The sequence below is a fragment of the Streptomyces sp. CBMA152 genome (assembly GCF_014596475.1).
Lineage (GTDB): Bacteria > Actinomycetota > Actinomycetes > Streptomycetales > Streptomycetaceae > Streptomyces.
Genome location: NZ_MECJ01000024.1, coordinates 85487 through 101724 on the forward strand (window position 1 = coordinate 85487; position 16238 = coordinate 101724).

The 16238-nt window shown below is 70.8% G+C and carries 13 protein-coding genes; 3 read left to right on the forward strand and 10 right to left on the reverse strand.

The window, feature by feature from the left end:
- Window positions 1–246: 246 nt before the first annotated feature.
- Window positions 247–1377: a nucleotide disphospho-sugar-binding domain-containing protein gene (locus BG418_RS20350; RefSeq protein WP_188275362.1), complete on the forward strand. Its 1131-nt coding sequence runs from the start codon at window positions 247–249 to the stop codon at window positions 1375–1377.
- Window positions 1378–1592: 215 nt separating this feature from the next.
- Here BG418_RS20350 and BG418_RS20355 read toward each other — a convergent pair whose 3' ends face one another.
- From BG418_RS20355 to BG418_RS20365, 3 genes are all read right to left on the reverse strand, one after another.
- Window positions 1593–3137 carry a PH domain-containing protein gene (locus tag BG418_RS20355; RefSeq protein WP_188275363.1) on the reverse strand — a complete coding sequence of 515 codons (1545 nt, stop codon included), beginning with the start codon at window positions 3135–3137 and terminating at the stop codon, window positions 1593–1595.
- Window positions 3134–3625, reverse strand: coding sequence for a PH domain-containing protein (locus BG418_RS20360; RefSeq protein WP_188275364.1), 492 nt, complete (start codon window positions 3623–3625; stop codon window positions 3134–3136). Before BG418_RS20360 ends, BG418_RS20355 begins: the two co-directional genes overlap by 4 nt.
- 65 nt (window positions 3626–3690) lie before the next feature.
- On the reverse strand, window positions 3691–4251 hold the full coding sequence (locus BG418_RS20365) for a hypothetical protein (RefSeq protein WP_188275365.1): 561 nt from the start codon (window positions 4249–4251) through the stop codon (window positions 3691–3693).
- Between the two features lie 272 nt (window positions 4252–4523).
- Here BG418_RS20365 and BG418_RS20370 point away from each other — a divergent pair, with 272 nt between their 5' ends.
- A complete protein-coding gene (locus BG418_RS20370) occupies window positions 4524–5774 on the forward strand; it encodes a sensor histidine kinase (RefSeq protein WP_317453704.1) in 1251 nt (416 codons plus the stop codon).
- Complete coding sequence (locus BG418_RS20375; protein ID WP_188275366.1) at window positions 5764–6405, forward strand: response regulator transcription factor; 642 nt, start codon at window positions 5764–5766, stop codon at window positions 6403–6405. The genes BG418_RS20370 and BG418_RS20375 overlap by 11 nt, the downstream gene beginning before the upstream one ends.
- A 19-nt stretch (window positions 6406–6424) precedes the next feature.
- On the opposite strand, the gene BG418_RS20380 is transcribed toward BG418_RS20375, so the two are convergent.
- From BG418_RS20380 to BG418_RS20410, 7 genes are all read right to left on the reverse strand, one after another.
- Window positions 6425–9301 (reverse strand): AAA family ATPase, encoded by a 2877-nt coding sequence (locus BG418_RS20380; protein WP_317453705.1) that lies wholly within the window; start codon window positions 9299–9301, stop codon window positions 6425–6427.
- A gap of 234 nt (window positions 9302–9535) precedes the next feature.
- Window positions 9536–10411, reverse strand: a complete 876-nt coding sequence (locus tag BG418_RS20385) for a thioesterase II family protein (protein ID WP_398999556.1) — start codon at window positions 10409–10411, stop codon at window positions 9536–9538.
- Window positions 10412–10862: 451 nt separating this feature from the next.
- Entirely contained in the window at window positions 10863–12410 is a 1548-nt protein-coding gene (locus BG418_RS20390; RefSeq protein WP_188275367.1) for an MFS transporter, read from the reverse strand.
- Between the two features lie 133 nt (window positions 12411–12543).
- Window positions 12544–13254, reverse strand: coding sequence for a GntR family transcriptional regulator (locus tag BG418_RS20395; protein WP_188275368.1), 711 nt, complete (start codon window positions 13252–13254; stop codon window positions 12544–12546).
- Window positions 13255–13315: 61 nt separating this feature from the next.
- Window positions 13316–14248, reverse strand: a complete 933-nt coding sequence (locus BG418_RS20400) for an ornithine cyclodeaminase family protein (protein ID WP_317453706.1) — start codon at window positions 14246–14248, stop codon at window positions 13316–13318.
- Window positions 14245–15246 carry a proline racemase family protein gene (locus BG418_RS20405; RefSeq protein ID WP_188275369.1) on the reverse strand — a complete coding sequence of 334 codons (1002 nt, stop codon included), beginning with the start codon at window positions 15244–15246 and terminating at the stop codon, window positions 14245–14247. Before BG418_RS20405 ends, BG418_RS20400 begins: the two co-directional genes overlap by 4 nt.
- A gap of 38 nt (window positions 15247–15284) precedes the next feature.
- Complete coding sequence (locus tag BG418_RS20410; protein WP_188275370.1) at window positions 15285–16214, reverse strand: dihydrodipicolinate synthase family protein; 930 nt, start codon at window positions 16212–16214, stop codon at window positions 15285–15287.
- Window positions 16215–16238: the final 24 nt, after the last annotated feature.

A 16238-nucleotide genomic window follows, 5' to 3' on the forward strand; every position in this document is an offset into this window, starting at 1 on the left:
CGCGCTCCAGTACCCCGAATAAGAACCCAAGACCAGGGGTAACTCTTGCACGCGGGAGAAGCGCGAGAAACCCCTAACAAACCCCTACGGCCCCCTAGCAATGGGCCGGGTAAAGCGCTTGACTCCGCGTGCGCGACTCCATCAGGATGCGCCGAGAGGGCCGGTGATGGCAAGAATATCGACGTTAATTAATCGACGGATTTCCAGCCCGGAAAATATACCGCCACCCGATAGGAGCGCGTCCCCATGCGCGTGCTTTTCGTCTCGTATCCGGCCATTGGCCATGTCTTCCCCACCGTTCCGCTGGCCTGGGCGCTGCGCTCGGCCGGCCACGAGGTACTGGTCGCCAGCGCGGGTGACGCGCTGGAGGCGGCCAACGCCGGTCTTCATGTGGCGGATGTCTCCCCGGGGTTCCAGCTGGAGGACTTCCTCCAGTCGACCGCCGGTGAGCTGATGTCACGCCTGCGCAATCCGGGCCCCGACGGCGTGGACCCGATGGACGGGCTGCGGCTCTTCCAGCACCTCAACGACCACCTGGCGGACGGCATCGTGCGGACCGCCGACGCCTTCCGGCCCGATCTGATCGTCTTCGAGCAGATCTTCGTCTCGGGTCTGATCGCCGCCGCCCGGCTGGGTGTTCCGGCCGTGCAGCACAACTTCGGCTTCGCGCGCGGGACCGGTCTGCGGGAGCTGACGCTGTCGATGCTGACCGAGACGATGGCCCGGCACGGCGTGGAGCAGGTGCCCGACCGGGTTCCGGTCCTCGACATCGCGCCGCCGAGCATGGTGGAGCCCGAGCGCGACGGGTGGTCGATGCGCCCGGTCCCGTACAACAGCGGTGCGGTGCTGCCCGATTGGCTGCTGGAGCAGCCGCGCCGCCGCCGGATCGGGGTCACGCTGGGTACGGCGACGGTGCACATCAACGGCCTCGGCCCGGTCCAGCGGCTGCTGGCCGCCGCCTCCGAGGTGGACGCGGAGTTCGTGCTGGCACTGGGTGAGGTCGACACCGCCGCGCTCGGCACGCTTCCCGGCAATGTGCGGGTCGTGGGCTGGGTGCCGCTGACGGCGCTGCTCCAGACCTGTGACGCGGCGGTGCACCACGGCGGTGCGGGGACGACGCTGGCGGCGCTCAACGCAGGGGTGCCGCAGTTGGTCCTGCCGGACGGGGCGGACCGTTACATCAACGCCGAGGCGGTACGGGACCGGGGCAACGGCCTGTTCGGTACGGCCGACGATCTGAGCGCGGAGGTGCTCGGGGGGCTGCTGTCGGACGACAAGATGACGGCGGTGGCGCGCGAGGTGCGCGAGGAGATCGCCACGATGCCCACTCCGGCGTCGCTGGTGCCGCGCCTGGAGGAGCTGGCCGCCGGGCGCTGACGCGGACCGGCACGCACCAAGACGTACGACAGGGGCCGTGACCGGAGGGTTCTCCGGTCACGGCCCCTGTTTCGTACGTGTTTTGTACGCGAGGCGGTCGGGGTGCGAGGTGGAGGGACGGCACGGGGGTTGCCGCCCCTCCACCTCTCGGGGGATCGCCAGTTGGTCTTGGGTGGTGCACCGGGTCCGGGTGGTGTGCCCGGCCCGGTGGTCCGTCAGCTGCGGGGGACCCGCTCGATGAAGGGGGCCAGCAGCCCGGGTACGGCCTCCTCGGCGAAGACGAGGCCGTGACCGACGGAGACGTCACGGACCTTGTAACTGCCGTCGCCCGCCGCGGTGGTGGCGCCCAGGGTGAGCAGTCCGTTGCGGCGCTGGAAGTAGGAGCGGGTGATGTTCCAGCCGACGACTCCGTCGCGCTGGAGCGCCGCCGTGCGGTGGGCGAAGGTTCCGGCGCGCACGATGAGGTAGCGGTCGTGGATGCCGTGCCCGAGGGTGCGGTAGGCGTCGTCGGCGAGGGCGAGGACGATCGGCAGTCCGGCGAGCGCGGTGATCCAGGCGGCGTGCACCAGGACGGGGGTCAGCCACAGGCCCAGCCCCAGCAGGATCGCCACGACGGGCCCGAGGACCATCAGACCGCGGTTGACACGGCGGCGGCGGGCCGCGCGCGGGTGCCTGGTCAGCCTGGTGGACTCGGTGGGGGACTCCGCCTCGGCGAGGACGTCGGCGGCGACGCGCAGAGCCTCGTCCCTGGGCACGGGCGGGGTCAGGGCGCGGCGGCTGCGGTTCTCCTCGGCGGTGCCGAGGCCGCTGGCGATGGCGTTGAGGCGGGCGCCGCCCGCCCAGCGCAGCAGCATCGGTTCGACGATCTCGACGCCGCGCAGCCGGCGCTCCTCCATGGTGACCGAGCGGGAGATCAGCAGCCCGCGCCGGACCCGGAAGACACCGTCCTGCTCGCGTTCCAGGCGGAAGTTCGCCCAGGAGTCCACGAAGGCGGCGGTGGAGACCGCGACGCCCACGACGGCGGTGAGCACGATCGCGACGATGATGCCGAACCACAGGGGTACGGAACCGAAGCGGTGCTCGATGTCCTTGACGAGGGAGAGGTCGAGCGGGTCGATCTTCATCTCGTGCAGGGTGCGGTAGGCGGTGCCGACGCCGAGGAAGACGGTGCCGACGCCCCAGACGGTGAGGGGCGCGTACCGCAGCCAGGCCCAGTCCATCTGCACGATGGTGGTGTCCTCGTCCGGGCCGGTGACGGCACCGGAGCCGCGCCGGTCGAGCAGCAGCCGGCGCAGTTCCGATGCCTGCTGCTTGGTGATGCCGTCCAGCGAGAGCCTGCGGCTGGAGGAGGAGACCTGCTCGCCGGTGCCGATGGCCAGCGAGGTCAGCCCGAAGACGCGGTGCACCGGCTTGGCGTCGAGGTCGATGCTCCGGATGCGGTCGACGGGGACCGAGCGGTGGCTGCGGAAGAGCAGCCCGGAGCGCAGTTCGATGCGTTCGCCGTCGACCCGGTAGCGGGTGGTGAGCAGCCGCATCGTGCTGATCCCGGTGATCACGAGGAAGGTGATCACCAGGGAGCCGAGGGTGATGACCGCCTGGAGGTTGGCGCCGGTCAGGATGGTGGTGATGACGAAGAGGGCGACGGGCCCGCCCAGCATGCTGAGGTTGACCGCCAGCAGACGGGGGCTGAGCCTGCCCCACTCGGCGGCGTCCGCGGGGCCGGTGCCGGTGGTCTCCCGCCGCTCGGTGTGCTGGCTCATGTCGCGTCTCCCGGCGTGGCCTGGGTGGACTTGGTGAGGTGTTCGACGACGTCCTGCGCGGTGCGGTGGTCGATGCCCTTGATCTTCACGGCACTGGAGGAGGAGGCGGTGGTGACGGTGATCCCGGAGAGGCCGAAGAGCTGCTGGAGCGGGCCCCGCAGGGTGTCCACGGTCTGGACGCGGGAGAGCGGTACGACCCGCCAGCGCTGCCAGAGCCAGCCGGATGCCGAGTAGACGGCGTCTTCGGTGGTCTCCCAGCGGTGCACCCGGTAGCGCCAGGCCGGCATGATCGCCATGTAGGCGAGGCCCGGTACGAGCGAGATCAGGAAGGCCCAGCCGAAGAAGGGTCGAGCGGGCGGGATGGTGAGGTACAGCACGCCGAAGACGATCGGCAGGGGCAGGGCGAACATCGCCGACTGGAGCGTCCACCAGCCGAGTGCTCGGCGTTCGACACGATTACGGGGGGGCCTGAGCCTCACATCATCCATGCACTGCACTGCTTCACCCTAGCTTTGAGATGATCACACACCGACCGGGCCTGACGGCCGTCGCCTCAGTGCGTCCTGGCGGAACTTCCCTGGGCCGGAGCGGTGTTGCCGGCGGCCGGGGCGCCCTCGGCGAGCAGCCGGCGGCGCCTGGCGAGCAGCACGGCGGTCCGGGTCAGCACCATGGACAGGGACATGAAGACGAAGGCGTTGGAGTAGACGTCCTGGCCGCTGAGCTTCTGGTCGATGCTGAAGCGCATGATGCCGTCGGCGAACCAGTGCTCCGAACCGTAGGCGAAGGCCACCCGCCCTGCGGAGAGCACGATCCACACCAGCGCGTAGCCGATGCCGCCCTTGGTGACGATGTCGCCGGCGGAGTCCCGGTGGGCCGGGAGCAGCGCGGCGGCGATCAGACCGGAGATGACGCCGACTCCGATGCCCGCCAGCTGGAGCGAGGGGTCGTTGCCGTCGAGCGGCAGCGAGTGCACGAAGGCCGCGATGACGATGACGACCGCGAGGATCGAGCGCAGCACCCGCATGTTGGTGACCTTGCGGGTGCCGAGGTCGGTCGAGAGAATAATGATCAGAATGGTTCCGCTGGCGATCAGTGCGATCAAGAACTGGCTCATGGGGCGGGCCTCTTCCTCTTCCTGTCCCTTGGCAGTGCCCGTCGGTGCTGATCCGGTGCGGCCGCTGCTGGTCGGTACTCCTGGTGCGGTGGGGCTCCGCGCCGCTGGGCGCCGCCCCTTTCCTCTGCCTTCAACGCTAGGTGCGGGGCAGGGGCCGTGGCGCCAACTGACCGGTGGGACCGGCTGTCAACCGACCGGTGGACACGGCGTACGCCGCCGCCCCGCACCTCCGCCGTCGTGAAGCGGGCCGCAGGGGTGATAGGACTGGTCCGGTGAGCACTGCAAACCGGCCGGACGAAACGGCCGTTGGCCTGGATTCTCCCCCTGAGGCGGGTGACCGCTGGTTCGGCCTGTGGGACGCCTTCTTCGCCGTCTCCTACGCCATCACCACCATGCTGCTGTTCACCTCCGCGGGTGAGCAGGTCCACCGTGCCGTCGCGATGGCGGCGCTGACCCTGTCCGTGCCCTGGTACGCGGCCCTCGGGCGTACCGCGATGCGCCGGCAGGGCGAGGGAGACAGCGTCCCCAGCATCGTCTTCTCCATCGGCCTCTTCCTGCTGTTCACGGTGGCCGTCTTCGGCGACCTGGCCGCGTCGTTCGCCCTGTTCGCCGTCGTTCCGATGCTGATGATGAGCCTCGCGATCTCCCGGGCGATCCCCGTGGTCATGCTGGCCAACCTGATGCCGGCCATCGTGGTCTGGCTGCACGGGGGCACGCTGGACAGCGAGATCATGGCCGTGCTGCCCACCTCGCTGCTGGGCATCGCCCTGTCGGTCATGCTCGGGCTGTGGATCACCCGGGTGACCCGGCAGAGCCGGGAACGGGCGGGGCTGATCGAGGAGCTGCACCGCAACCGCGAGCGCGTCGCACGGCTCTCGCGCGAGGCCGGGGTGTCCGCCGAGCGCGAGCGGCTGGCCCGGGAGATCCACGACACCCTCGCCCAGGGGCTCACCAGCATCATCAGCCTCATCCAGGCCGCGGAGAGCGACTTCACGGCCGAACCGGAACGAGCCAGGTCGCACCTGGGGCTGGCGGGCCGCGTGGCGTGGGAAAGCCTCGCCGAGGCCCGGGAGTTCGTCGCCGAGCTCACCCCGCCGGCACTGCGCGAGTCCTCTCTGGTCCAGGCGGCGCGCAGGCAGGCCGAGGGCCTGACCGCCCAGACCGGCATGCGCGCGGACGTCACCGTCGAGGGCCCCGAGCGGGAACTGCCGATGGCGCTCAGCGTCGTCCTCCTGCGCTCCCTGCAGGAGGCCATCTCCAACATCCGCAAGCACGCGAGCGGCGCGCGCACGGCCGAGATCCGGCTGCTGTACGCACCGGACACCGTGCGGCTGCTCGTCCGCGACGACGGCCCCGGCTTCACCGCCGCCGAGGACCAGCAGGGCTTCGGGCTGCGCGGGATGCAGGCCCGCGCGCAGGAGATCAGCGGAGTGGTGACCGTGGACAGCTGCCCCGGGAAGGGCACCACCATCAAGATCACCGTGCCGGTGCCCGCGAACGGAGAGGAAGCCGATGCATTCTGAAGCGCCCCGGAAGGAGATCACCGTGATGCTGGTCGACGACCACCCGGTGGTCCGCGAGGGGCTGAGCTCGATGCTCCAGTCCGCCGACGGCCTGAGCGTCGTGGGGCAGGCGGGCTCGGGCGAGGAAGCGGTCGCGATGGTCGACAAGCTCACTCCCGACATCGTTCTGCTGGACCTGCGGATGGGCGGCATGGACGGCGTGGAGACGACCGGTCACCTGCTGCGCGTCTCCCCGGACACCAAGGTCGTGATCGTGACGACGTACGAGAGCGACACCGACATCCTGCGGGCCGTGGAGGCGGGCGCGGCGGGCTACCTGCTCAAGGGCAGCTCACGCGACGACCTTGTCAACGCGGTGAAGGCGGCGGCCCGCGGCGAGACGGTCCTGACCCCGTCACTGGCCCCCAAGCTCTTCCGCGCCCGGGTGGTGGAGCCGCCCGCGCTCTCCGACCGCGAACGCGAGGTGCTCCAGTTGGTCAGCCTCGGCCTGACCAACGCGGACATCGGCCGCCGCCTGTTCATCAGCGAGGCGACGGTGAAGACCCACCTGCTGCGGTCCTTCAAGAAGCTCTCGGTCTCGGACCGGACGGCCGCTGTGATCACCGCGCTGGAGCGGGGTCTGCTGAGCTGAGGCGGCGACCGCCCCGGTATCAGGCGACGCCCGGCAGGCTCATGTCCGACAGCCTGGCGGGCAGATCGCGCCGCCGCTTGACCGCCAGTTTCCGGTAGATCCGGGTCAGATGCTGCTCGACCGTCGAGACGGTGACGTACAGCTTGGTCGCTATCTCACGGTTGGTGTGCCCGCGCGCCGCGAGGAGGGCCACCCGGGTCTCCGCCTCCGAGAGGACCTCGGTCTCCTTGGCGGGCTCCGCCTCCCGGCCGCCCTGAGCGGGCAGCTCGCCGTCGCCCTGCCCCGGCATGAACTGCTGGCACAGCGGTTCGGCGCCACAGGACTTGGCGATGTGCCACGCCCTGCGCACCAGCATCCGGGCCCGGTTGAAGTCACCGGTCGCACGATAGCCGCGCCCCAGCTCGCCCAGCGCGGTGGCGAGTTGCAGCCGGTCCTCGCCCTCCTCCAGTGTCTCCACCGCCTCGGTGAGCCGCTTGAGCCGGTACTTGAGGTCTCCCCCGGTGCGGGCGAGCAGGAGCAGCAGGGAGCCGTGCGGGCGGTTGCCCACGTCGCCCCCCTCGCGCCGCGTCTGCTCCTCGACGTACTCGCGGGCGCGCTCGCGCTTGCCCAGGGCCAGCCAGGCCTCGGCGGCGTCCAGGCGCCAGGGCAGCAGCTGCACGGCGTCCATGTCCCACGCCTGCATCAGCTCGCCGCAGGTCAGGAAGTCGCGCAGGGCGGCGTGGTAACGGCCGGTGGCAAGGTGGCAGCGACCGCGGGCCCGGAGGTACTGCAGCCCCGGGAGGGTGTCGAACATCGCCTCGGGAACGGGCTGTTCGAGCAGTGCCATGGCCTCCTCGTGGTTGCCCATGTGCAGTGCGGCCTCGATCCGGATGGCGAGCGGCAGCGCGATTCCCACGCCCCAGCTCTGCGTCGAGATCCGTTCCATGGCCTGCCGGGCCTGGCTCGCTGCGCCGGGCAGGTCGCCCCGGCGCAGCGCGATCTCGGCCCGCACGACACCGAGGGCGCCCTGCCAGGTCGGCGCGTTGCGGGCGGCGCACTCGTCCAGCAGCCGCTCGCACCAGGCGAGGGCGATGTCGAGGCGCCCGGCGTAGACGAGGGCCAGCAGTGCGAAGACGAGCGGCTGGAGGGTGCCGTCGCTGAGGTGGAAGCGCTGGAGGACCCCGATGGCGGCGCGGACGGCGGCCTCCGCCCCGGCCCGGTCGCCGCGCAGGGCGCTGCGCATGGCGGCGGCGGACTGGACGTAGGCGCTGTCGGCCATGTCGTACGGGGCGGCGAGCCCGGAGGCGGTCGGCGCACCGGCGGTGGCGAAGGCCGTCCCGCCCGCACCGGTCGTCCCCGCCGGCAGCGTCCCCGGCACGTCGAAAGCCTCGAACAGGGCGCTGAGTGGCGGGTTGACCATCGTCAGCCAGCTCTGCGCGGCCACGAGCGCGGACGGTGAGTACGACGGGCTCCGCTCCTGCCGCAGCCGCAGCAGGGCCTCACCGGCCGTACGCGCCTCCCCCGCCCACACCAGCAGGGACACGGCCTGGACGAGGTCGCGGTCGGAGAGCCCGCCGACGGCGAGTTCGCGCGAGAGCTGGCGCAGATGACCTTCCGCGGCGGCCGGGCAGCTGCGCCACGCGATGCTGACCAGGCGGGACTTCAGAGCGGCGTGCCGGGGCCCCTCGGGGCAGGAGGCGACGGCGAGTTCGCCGCAGCGCAGGGCGAGTTCGTGGTTGTCGTCGACGAGGGCGTACTCGGCCGCCTCCTGGAGCACGGGGATCGCCCAGTCCTCGACGTTCCTGCGGACGGCCAGGAGGTGGCGGGCCACGACGAGGGCGGGCGCCCCCTCCTGGTGCAGCAGTTTCGCGGCGCGCAGGTGCAGGGCCGACAGCGCGGTGGCCGGGACCGCTTCGAGGACGGCGGTGCGCGCCGACGGGTCACGGAAGGCCCGGTCGTGCAGGACCCCGCACCGGTTGAGGTCCTGGATGGCCTGTTCGGTGGCCTTGACGTGCAGGCCGACGATCCGGCTGAGCAGGACCGCGGAGCAGGAGTCGCCGAGTACGGCGATTCCCCGGGCGACGGTGAGCAGTTCGGGGTCGCCGCGGTGCAGGCAGTCGAGTACGGCCTGCCCGTAGGTCTCGGCGGGGACGAGCCGCTGGAACGGTTCGCTGTCGCCGAGCGCCGCGAGCCCGTCCTCCAGGAGCGCCCGCACCAGCAACGGGTTGCCGCCGGTGGTCTCCAGGCACTCGGCGGACAGACGCTGCGCCGTCGACGCCGAGAAGTGGTCGCCGAGGACGCGGGCCGCACCGTGCGCGGTGAGCAGCGGCAGCCGGAGGCTGGTGCAGTTGGGCTGGCGCTGGAGCTCGGCGTGGAAGGCGAGTTGCGCGGGCCGCAGCCGGACGGCCTCGGTGAGGACGATCAGTACGCCCGCCTGCCGCACCCGGCGGGCCAGGCACAGCAGGAAGTGGAGGGAGAGCTCGTCGCCGTGGTGGACGTCGTCGACGGCGATGACGACGGTGCGGTCCCGGGCGACCCGCAGCAGCGCGGTGGAGACACTCGGCATGATCCGCATGCCCGCCTCAAGCGCGCCCTCGGCATCGGTCGCCTCGGCCTGGACACGGTCGAGCAGTGCGGCCACGTGGTCGTGGAGCTCCGGCGACAACGGGGCAACGTTGTCAAGGATCCTGCGCAGAATTCCGAAGGGAAGATAGCCCTCCGCTCGGGAGCCCGCGGCTTCGAGGACCAGCGCGCCCGCGGCGATCGCCTCTTCCGTGATGCTTTCCAGCAGACTCGTTTTCCCGCTGGCGACAGGACCGCTGATGACGGCGACCCGCCCCCGGCCGCGCATCGCGCTGCCGAGCAATTCATTGAGTGTGCTGAACTGCTTCTCACGCTCGACCAGCCTTGCCGTCACCGACAGACTCCCTTTCCCCCGTGCTGTATGACTTCCGAGGACTTTTCGAGGGTCCTCGGCCCGCGCTTCACACATCCGCGATCCATGAGCAGTGCGTGGGCACCCCGAACGCACCGCCGGGCCGTCACCGCGGCCCGCCCTGCTCATCGGCCCGTACGGCCGCCCGGTCCGGCGTCCGTACGGGGCACCCAAAAGACCGGGCGACCGGTTTTTCCTGGCTTTCCGCGACCTTGGTCAGCCCTTCCGGGCGGCCTTGGAGAGCTCTTCGGAAACTATCTTCAGTATCTCCGGCTGATGATTCGCCAAAAAGAAGTGGCCACCGTGGAAACGGTGAATTTCGAATTCACCGGTGGTGTGCTGCTCCCAGGCGTCCGCCTCTTCCCGACTGGTCCTCGGGTCGGCTTCCCCGGTCATGACCGTGATGGGGGTTTTCACGGTGTCCTCGATCGCGGCACGGTAATTCTCGATCGCGGTGTAGTCGGTGCGGATGGCAGGCAGCACCATACGAAGGATTTCCTCGTCACCGAGAATCCTCGAATCGGTTCCGCTCAGTTCCCGCATTTCCGCCACGATGCCGTCGTCGTCGCGCAGATGGACGGTCTCGGGCCGATGGCTCGACGGAGACCGGCGCCCGGACGCGAAGACCCGTACGGGCTGGATGCCGTGGTCGCGCTCCAGCCTGCGCGTGACCTCGAAGGCCAGGGCCGCGCCCATGCTGTGGCCGAAGAAGGCCGTCGGCCGGTCGAGCCACGGCAGGAGCGCCGACGTCAGCGCATCGGCGAAGGCGCCGAGGTCGGTGAACCCGGGTTCGTCCCGGCGGTCCTGCCTGCCCGGGTACTGCACCGACAGGACGTCCACGGCCGGCGCCAGCGCCTGGGACATGGGGAAGTAGAAGGGAGCCGATCCACCGGCGTGCGGCAGACAGACCAGCCTGATCGGACTCGCGTCCGAGGCGTGATAGCGGCGGATCCAGCGGCTGGTGTTTTGCTGTTCAATCAACAGACTAAAACTTCCTGTTAAGTTCCAGGACGCAGTCGCAGCGTTCGGAACCCTCGAACGCTTTCGTACGTACTCACGTTTCGGTGAGTCCATGTCTAGCAGATCGGTCAAACTAGGGGGTACCCCTACCTTGACCGGACCCCTCCTCCCCGGAAGCGGCGTAGGGGGTACCCCTGCTTTGGCCGAAACCCTCGCCCAGGACGATGACCAGACCTGCCCGGGTCGGGTGCCGATCGGGGCGCTACCCCGCGGATCCAGCCGTTCCGGTCGGTTGTTCCCGCGCCGCTCCGGACGTGGCCGGACTTCCGCACCGGTGGCTTGAAGCGGACCATCACGGTTTTCCGGTCGGCGTGTTTTTTTGCCACCACTTTGCGTTCTTAACACAATTCCGCCACTCCGCGTTAGCAATCTTGTCGGGATGCTGACGGGGCGTGGCGTGGATGGTTGGCCGGAAGTCGGCGGAGCGGTCCGGGTGTCAGGGGTTGGCGCGATGTCGATGCGTCCGGAAAGTTCGGTCGGGTTCGCGGTCCCCGGCCCCTGAGATCGTCCCCGCCGGGCGGCCTCAGGGGCCGGGGGTCATTCCGCCCTGGAGGCGGGCCAGGTCCGAGGGGCGGACCTGGATGGCCAGCAGGGCGATCAGCGCGGCGACGACCGCGAAGATCGCCGCCACGATGAAGGCCGTGGAGATGCCGGACGCGAGCACCTGGTCGCTCCACGGGCGCGGCAGCTGGTGCGTCCGCGCGAACGCCAGGCGCTGGGCCGGAGTGGCCTGGGCGAGGAACTTCGGGACCTGGTCGGTCGCCTCGTTGCGGCTCGCCGTGCCGAAGACCGTGACCAGGATGGACAGGCCCAGCGAACCGCCCACCTGCTGCGTGGTGTTGAGCATGCCGGTCGCCGCACCCGTCTCGTGCACCGGCACACCCGAGACGGCCATCAGCGTCAGCGAGACGAAGTTGAGGCCCATGCCGAGGCTGAAGACGAGCATCGGACCCAGGATGCTGCCCGCGTACGTGGAGTGGATGTCGGTGAGGGTCAGCCAGGACAGTCCCGCCGCGGCCAGGAGCGAGCCGGTCACCATGAACGGCTTCGGCCCGTACTTCGGCAGCAGCTGGGAGGCGATGCCCGCGCCCACCGCGATCACCGCGCTGATCGGCAGGAAGGCGAGACCCGTGCGCAACGGGCTGAAGCCGAGGACGTTCTGCACGAAGAGCGTCAGGAAGAAGAACATGCCGAAGATCGCGGCGGCCAGGCTCAGCATCATCCCGTAGGTGCCCGCGCGGTTGCGGTCGGCGAACATGTGCAGCGGGGTGATCGGCTGCTCCGAACGCCGCTCCACCAGCACGAACGTCACGAGCAGCACCACCGCCGCGCCGAACGACGCCAGGGTGAACGGGTCGCGCCAGCCTTCCTGCGCGGCCCGGATGAAGCCGTAGACCAGCGCGACCATGCCGAGCGTCGCGGTCAGTGCTCCGACGATGTCGAAGTGGCCCGGGTGGCGCTCGGACTCCTTGATGTGCCGGGGCGTGGCCAGCACGATCAGCAGGGCGATCGGCACATTGACGAAGAACACCCAGCGCCAGTCGAGCCATTCGACGAGGATGCCGCCCGCCAGCAGACCGATCGCGCCGCCGCCCGCCGAGACCGCCGCGAAGACGCCGAACGCCCGGTTGCGTTCCGGGCCTTCGGTGAACGTCGTGGTGATCAGGGCCAGCGCGGTCGGCGAGGCGATGGAGCCGCCGACGCCCTGGAGGGCGCGCGCGGCGAGCAATTCGCCGCTGTTCTGGGAGAGTCCGCCGAGCAGGGACGCGAAGGCGAAGAGCAGCACGCCGAACATGAAGACCCGGCGCCGGCCGAGGATGTCACCGGTGCGCCCGCCGAGCAGCAGCAGCCCGCCGAAGGTGAGCGTATAGGCGCTGACCACCCACGACAGGCTGGTGGTGGAGAAGTTCAGGGCGCGCTGGATGTGCGGCAGCGCGATGTTCACGATGGTGATGTCGAGGACCACCATCAGCTGGCACGAGGCGATGACGAGCAGTGCGATTCCCTTGCCGTCGCCTCCTTTGCCGGGGGCGGCGGTATGGGTCGTGGGTGTCGGCTGCGCACTGGTCATGGCTGACCCGCCCTCGTACGAGGACAGAAGGGAGAGAGGGACGAACGGCGGTGGGCCGTGCCGTCCACCTATCGACCCTAAGCCCGGGCCCCGGGCCCCACCAGTCGATCAAGCACAGCCGACCGCGTACAGCTCAGCGGCCGCCCAGCGTGCGCTTCGGCCTCGGCTCCACCGGCTCGTCGCGGGCCTGGGCCCACAGTGAGCGGACATGGCTGAGATGGCGGGCCATGCACTCCTCGGCGGCCTGGTGGTCGCCCGCCACCATCAGGTCGAGGAGCTCGATGTGCTCCTCGGCGGACGAGATCAGCTGGCCGCGCTCGTCGAGCCGGGTGAGGCCGTAGAGACGGGAGCGCTTGCGCAGATCGCCGACAGTCTCTACCAGCCGTTCGTTGCCCGCGAGGCCGAGGAGCTGGAGGTGGAAGCGGCGGTCGGCGTCCAGATAGCCGATGAGGTTGTGGTCGCGCGCGTGGGCGACGATCTCCTCGGCGACCGGCCGCAGTTCCTCCAGCTGCTCCACGGTGGCCAGCTGCGTGACCTTGCCGACCGTGGGCACCTCGATCATCGCGCGCAGCTCGGTGTACTGGTCGAGGTCGCGCTCGCTCACCTCGGTGATGCGAAAGCCCTTGTTGCGTACGGGCTCGACCAGGCCCTCGCGCGCGAGGTCGAGCATCGCCTCGCGCACGGGGGTGGCCGAGATGCCGAAGTCGGCGGCGAGTCCGGGCGCGGAGTACACGGAGCCGGGCCGCAGTTCACCGGCGACCAGGGCCGCGCGCAGGGCGTGGGCGACCTGGTCGCGCAGGCGTTCCTGCGCGGTGATGAGATTGCGCTGCTTCAGGTCGCCCATGGCACTTCCTCCGTGAATCCGCGGAGGCTCAGCGTACAATGTCACGTTGCTCTGCCGGGGCTCAGAGCGCACGGTGCACTGCCGCCGCCACGGCCAGATCCTCCCAGGCCATCCCCACGCTTTTGAAGAGGCGGGGGCGATCCGGCGGCGGTGAGATGCGCCCGGTGACGAGTTCGGCGAGCGTGCCCGCCGGATGGTCCGGCCCGATCGCCCCCTCGGCGAGCGGCACGAGCAGATCGCCCGCCTCGCGCAGGGCCGCCGCCCGCGACTCCACGTACACCGCCGCGCGCCGCACCAGCGCCGAGTCGGTCTCGCGGGCGTCCACCTCGTGCGAGCCGACCGCGACCACGGTGGCCCGCTCCCCCACCAGCGACCCGTCGAACAACGGCTCTCGCGCGGTGGTGCAGCAGATGACGAGGTCCGCGTCCGCGACGTCGGCCGGGGTGCCGCCGCATGCTTCGACACCGAGCGTACGGGCGTACGCCACCAGCGCGTCGACGGCCTCCGCGCGCCGGGCCACCACGGCGAGCGAGGTCAACTTACGTACAGCCAGGGCGGCTTGGAGATGCCCGTACGCCTGCGGCCCGGCACCGAACAGGACCAGGCGCTCCGCGTCCGGCTCCGCCAGGTGGTCGATGGCGACGGCGGAGACGGCCGGGGTGCGCAGGGTGGTGAGGGCCGCGCCGTCGAGGAGTGCGAGCGGCAGCAGGGTCGCGCCGTCGAGGAGCAGATAGCTGCCGGTGATCCGGGGCAGTCCGTGCGTCGGATTGGCCGGGGCGACGCCCGCGATCTTCACCCCGGCGTACGCACCCGATGCGGCGGGCATCAGCAACAACTGCCCTGCGGGCACCGGGACATGGGTGCGCGGCGGGTCCGACTCGGGGTCGAAGCCCTCGCGGAGCACGGAGGCGACCGCCTCGGCGGCTGCGGCCGGATCGATCAGCCGCGCGATCTCGTCGGCGCCGATCGAGGGCAGCGGCACGGACCGGCTCACAGCAGGAATCCGGCCGGGAACGGGTCGGACGGGTCCAGGAAGTACTGGGCCGTCCCGGTGATCCACGCCCGTCCGGTCACCGTCGGCACCACCGCGGGAAGGCCGCCGACCGTGGTCTCGTCGACGAGGCGGCCGGTGAACTCCGTACCGATGAAGGACTCGTTGACGAAGTCGCGGTGGAGCGGAAGCTCGCCCCGGGCGTGCAGCTGCGCCATCCGGGCCGAGGTGCCGGTGCCGCACGGGGAGCGGTCGAACCAGCCCGGGTGGATCGCCATGGCGTGCCGGGAGCGGACGGCGTCCGAGCCGGGAGCGGCCAGATAGACGTGCTTGACGCCGCCGATCCCGGGGTTGTCGGGGTGCACCGGCCGGTCGGTCGCGTTGATGGCGTCCATGATCGCGAGCCCGGCGGCGAGCAGGTCGTCCTTGCGGGCCCTCTCGAAGGGCAGACCGAGGTCGTCGAGCTGGACGAAGGCGTAGAAGTTGCCGCCGTACGCGATGTCATAGGTGACCGTGCCGTACCCGGGCACCTCCACCTTGCGGTCGAGCCCGAGGCAGAAGGCGGGGACGTTGGTGAAGGTGACCGACTTCGCCTCGCCGTCCTCGACCCGTACGTCCACGCTCACCAGGCCCGCCGGGGTGTCGAGCCGGACCGTGGTGACCGGCTCGGTCACCACCACCATGCCCGTCTCGACCAGCACCGTCGCCACCCCGATCGTGCCGTGCCCGCACATCGGCAGCAGCCCGGAGACCTCGATGAAGAGGACCCCGTAGTCGGCGTCCGGCCGGGTGGGCGGCTGGAGGATCGCGCCGCTCATCGAGGCGTGGCCGCGCGGCTCGTACATCAGCAGGGTGCGCAGATGCTCCATGTGCTCGATGAAGTGGAGCCGGCGTTCCGCCATGGTGGCGCCGGGGATGACGCCGACCCCGCCGGTGATGACCCGGGTCGGCATGCCCTCGGTGTGCGAGTCGACGGCGTGGTAGACGTGGCGCGTGCGCATGAAGTGCCCTTTCTTTTATGGAGAGTACGGAACTGCGGCTACCGAAGGCCCTCCGCCAGTGCCTTCTCGGTGGCCGCGCGGACGACCGACTCCTGCTCGCCGGTGAGGGCCGCGCGCGGCGGTCGGGTCGGGCCGCCGGGCCGTCCCGCGATGTCCATCGACAACTTGATGGCCTGCACGAACTCGGTCTTGGAGTCCCAGCGCAGCAGCGGGTGCAGCGACTTGTAGAGCGGCAGCGCCGCCTCCAGGTCACCGGCGACGGCGGCGCGGTAGAGGGCGGCGCAGGAGCCGGGCAGCGCGTTGGGGTACCCGGCGACCCAGCCGACCGCGCCCGCGAGGGCGAGTTCGAGGAGCACGTCGTCGGCGCCGACCAACAGGTCGAGTTCCGGCGCGAGTTCGGCGATCTCGTACGCCCGGCGGACATCCCCGCTGAACTCCTTCACCGCGACGATGGTGCCGTCGCGGTGCAGCTGCGCGAGCAGCGCGGGGGTGAGATCGACCTTGGTGTCGTACGGGTTGTTGTACGCCACGACCGGCAGCCCGGCCCGGGCCACCTCGGCGTAGTGGGCGCGGACGGCCGGCTCGTCGGCGCGGTAGGAGTTCGGCGGGAGCAGCAGGACCGAGCCCGCGCCCGCCTCGGCGGCGTGGTCGGCCCAGCGGCGCGCCTCGGCGCTGCCGTACGCGGCGACCCCGGGCATCACCCTGGCCCCGTCGCCCGCCGCCTCGATCGCCACCTCGACGACGCGGGCGCGCTCCTCGCCGCTGAGGGTCTGGTACTCGCCGAGGGAGCCGTTGGGCACGACGCCGTCGCAGCCGTTGTCGATCAGCCAGCGCACATGCGCCGCGTAGGCGTCGTAGTCGACGGACAGGTCCTCGCGCAGCGGCAGGGCGGTGGCGACCATGATCCCGCGCCAGGGCAGCCGGGCGGCGGACGAGCGGGCGGACTCGGCGGTCTGGGCAGACGTCATCGATGACTCCCTCGTGTGGTGTGT

Bases quoted from the DNA above. Each gene is read 5' to 3' on its own strand.
- BG418_RS20350 (WP_188275362.1), top strand. From the start codon at position 247: ATGCGCGTGCTTTTCGTCTCGTATCCGGCCATTGGCCATGTCTTCCCC.
- BG418_RS20355 (WP_188275363.1), bottom strand. From the start codon at position 3,137: ATGAGCCAGCACACCGAGCGGCGGGAGACCACCGGCACCGGCCCCGCG.
- BG418_RS20360 (WP_188275364.1), bottom strand. From the start codon at position 3,625: ATGGATGATGTGAGGCTCAGGCCCCCCCGTAATCGTGTCGAACGCCGA.
- BG418_RS20365 (WP_188275365.1), bottom strand. From the start codon at position 4,251: ATGAGCCAGTTCTTGATCGCACTGATCGCCAGCGGAACCATTCTGATC.
- BG418_RS20375 (WP_188275366.1), top strand. From the start codon at position 5,764: ATGCATTCTGAAGCGCCCCGGAAGGAGATCACCGTGATGCTGGTCGAC.
- BG418_RS20390 (WP_188275367.1), bottom strand. From the start codon at position 12,410: ATGACCAGTGCGCAGCCGACACCCACGACCCATACCGCCGCCCCCGGC.
- BG418_RS20395 (WP_188275368.1), bottom strand. From the start codon at position 13,254: ATGGGCGACCTGAAGCAGCGCAATCTCATCACCGCGCAGGAACGCCTG.
- BG418_RS20405 (WP_188275369.1), bottom strand. From the start codon at position 15,246: ATGCGCACGCGCCACGTCTACCACGCCGTCGACTCGCACACCGAGGGC.
- BG418_RS20410 (WP_188275370.1), bottom strand. From the start codon at position 16,214: ATGACGTCTGCCCAGACCGCCGAGTCCGCCCGCTCGTCCGCCGCCCGG.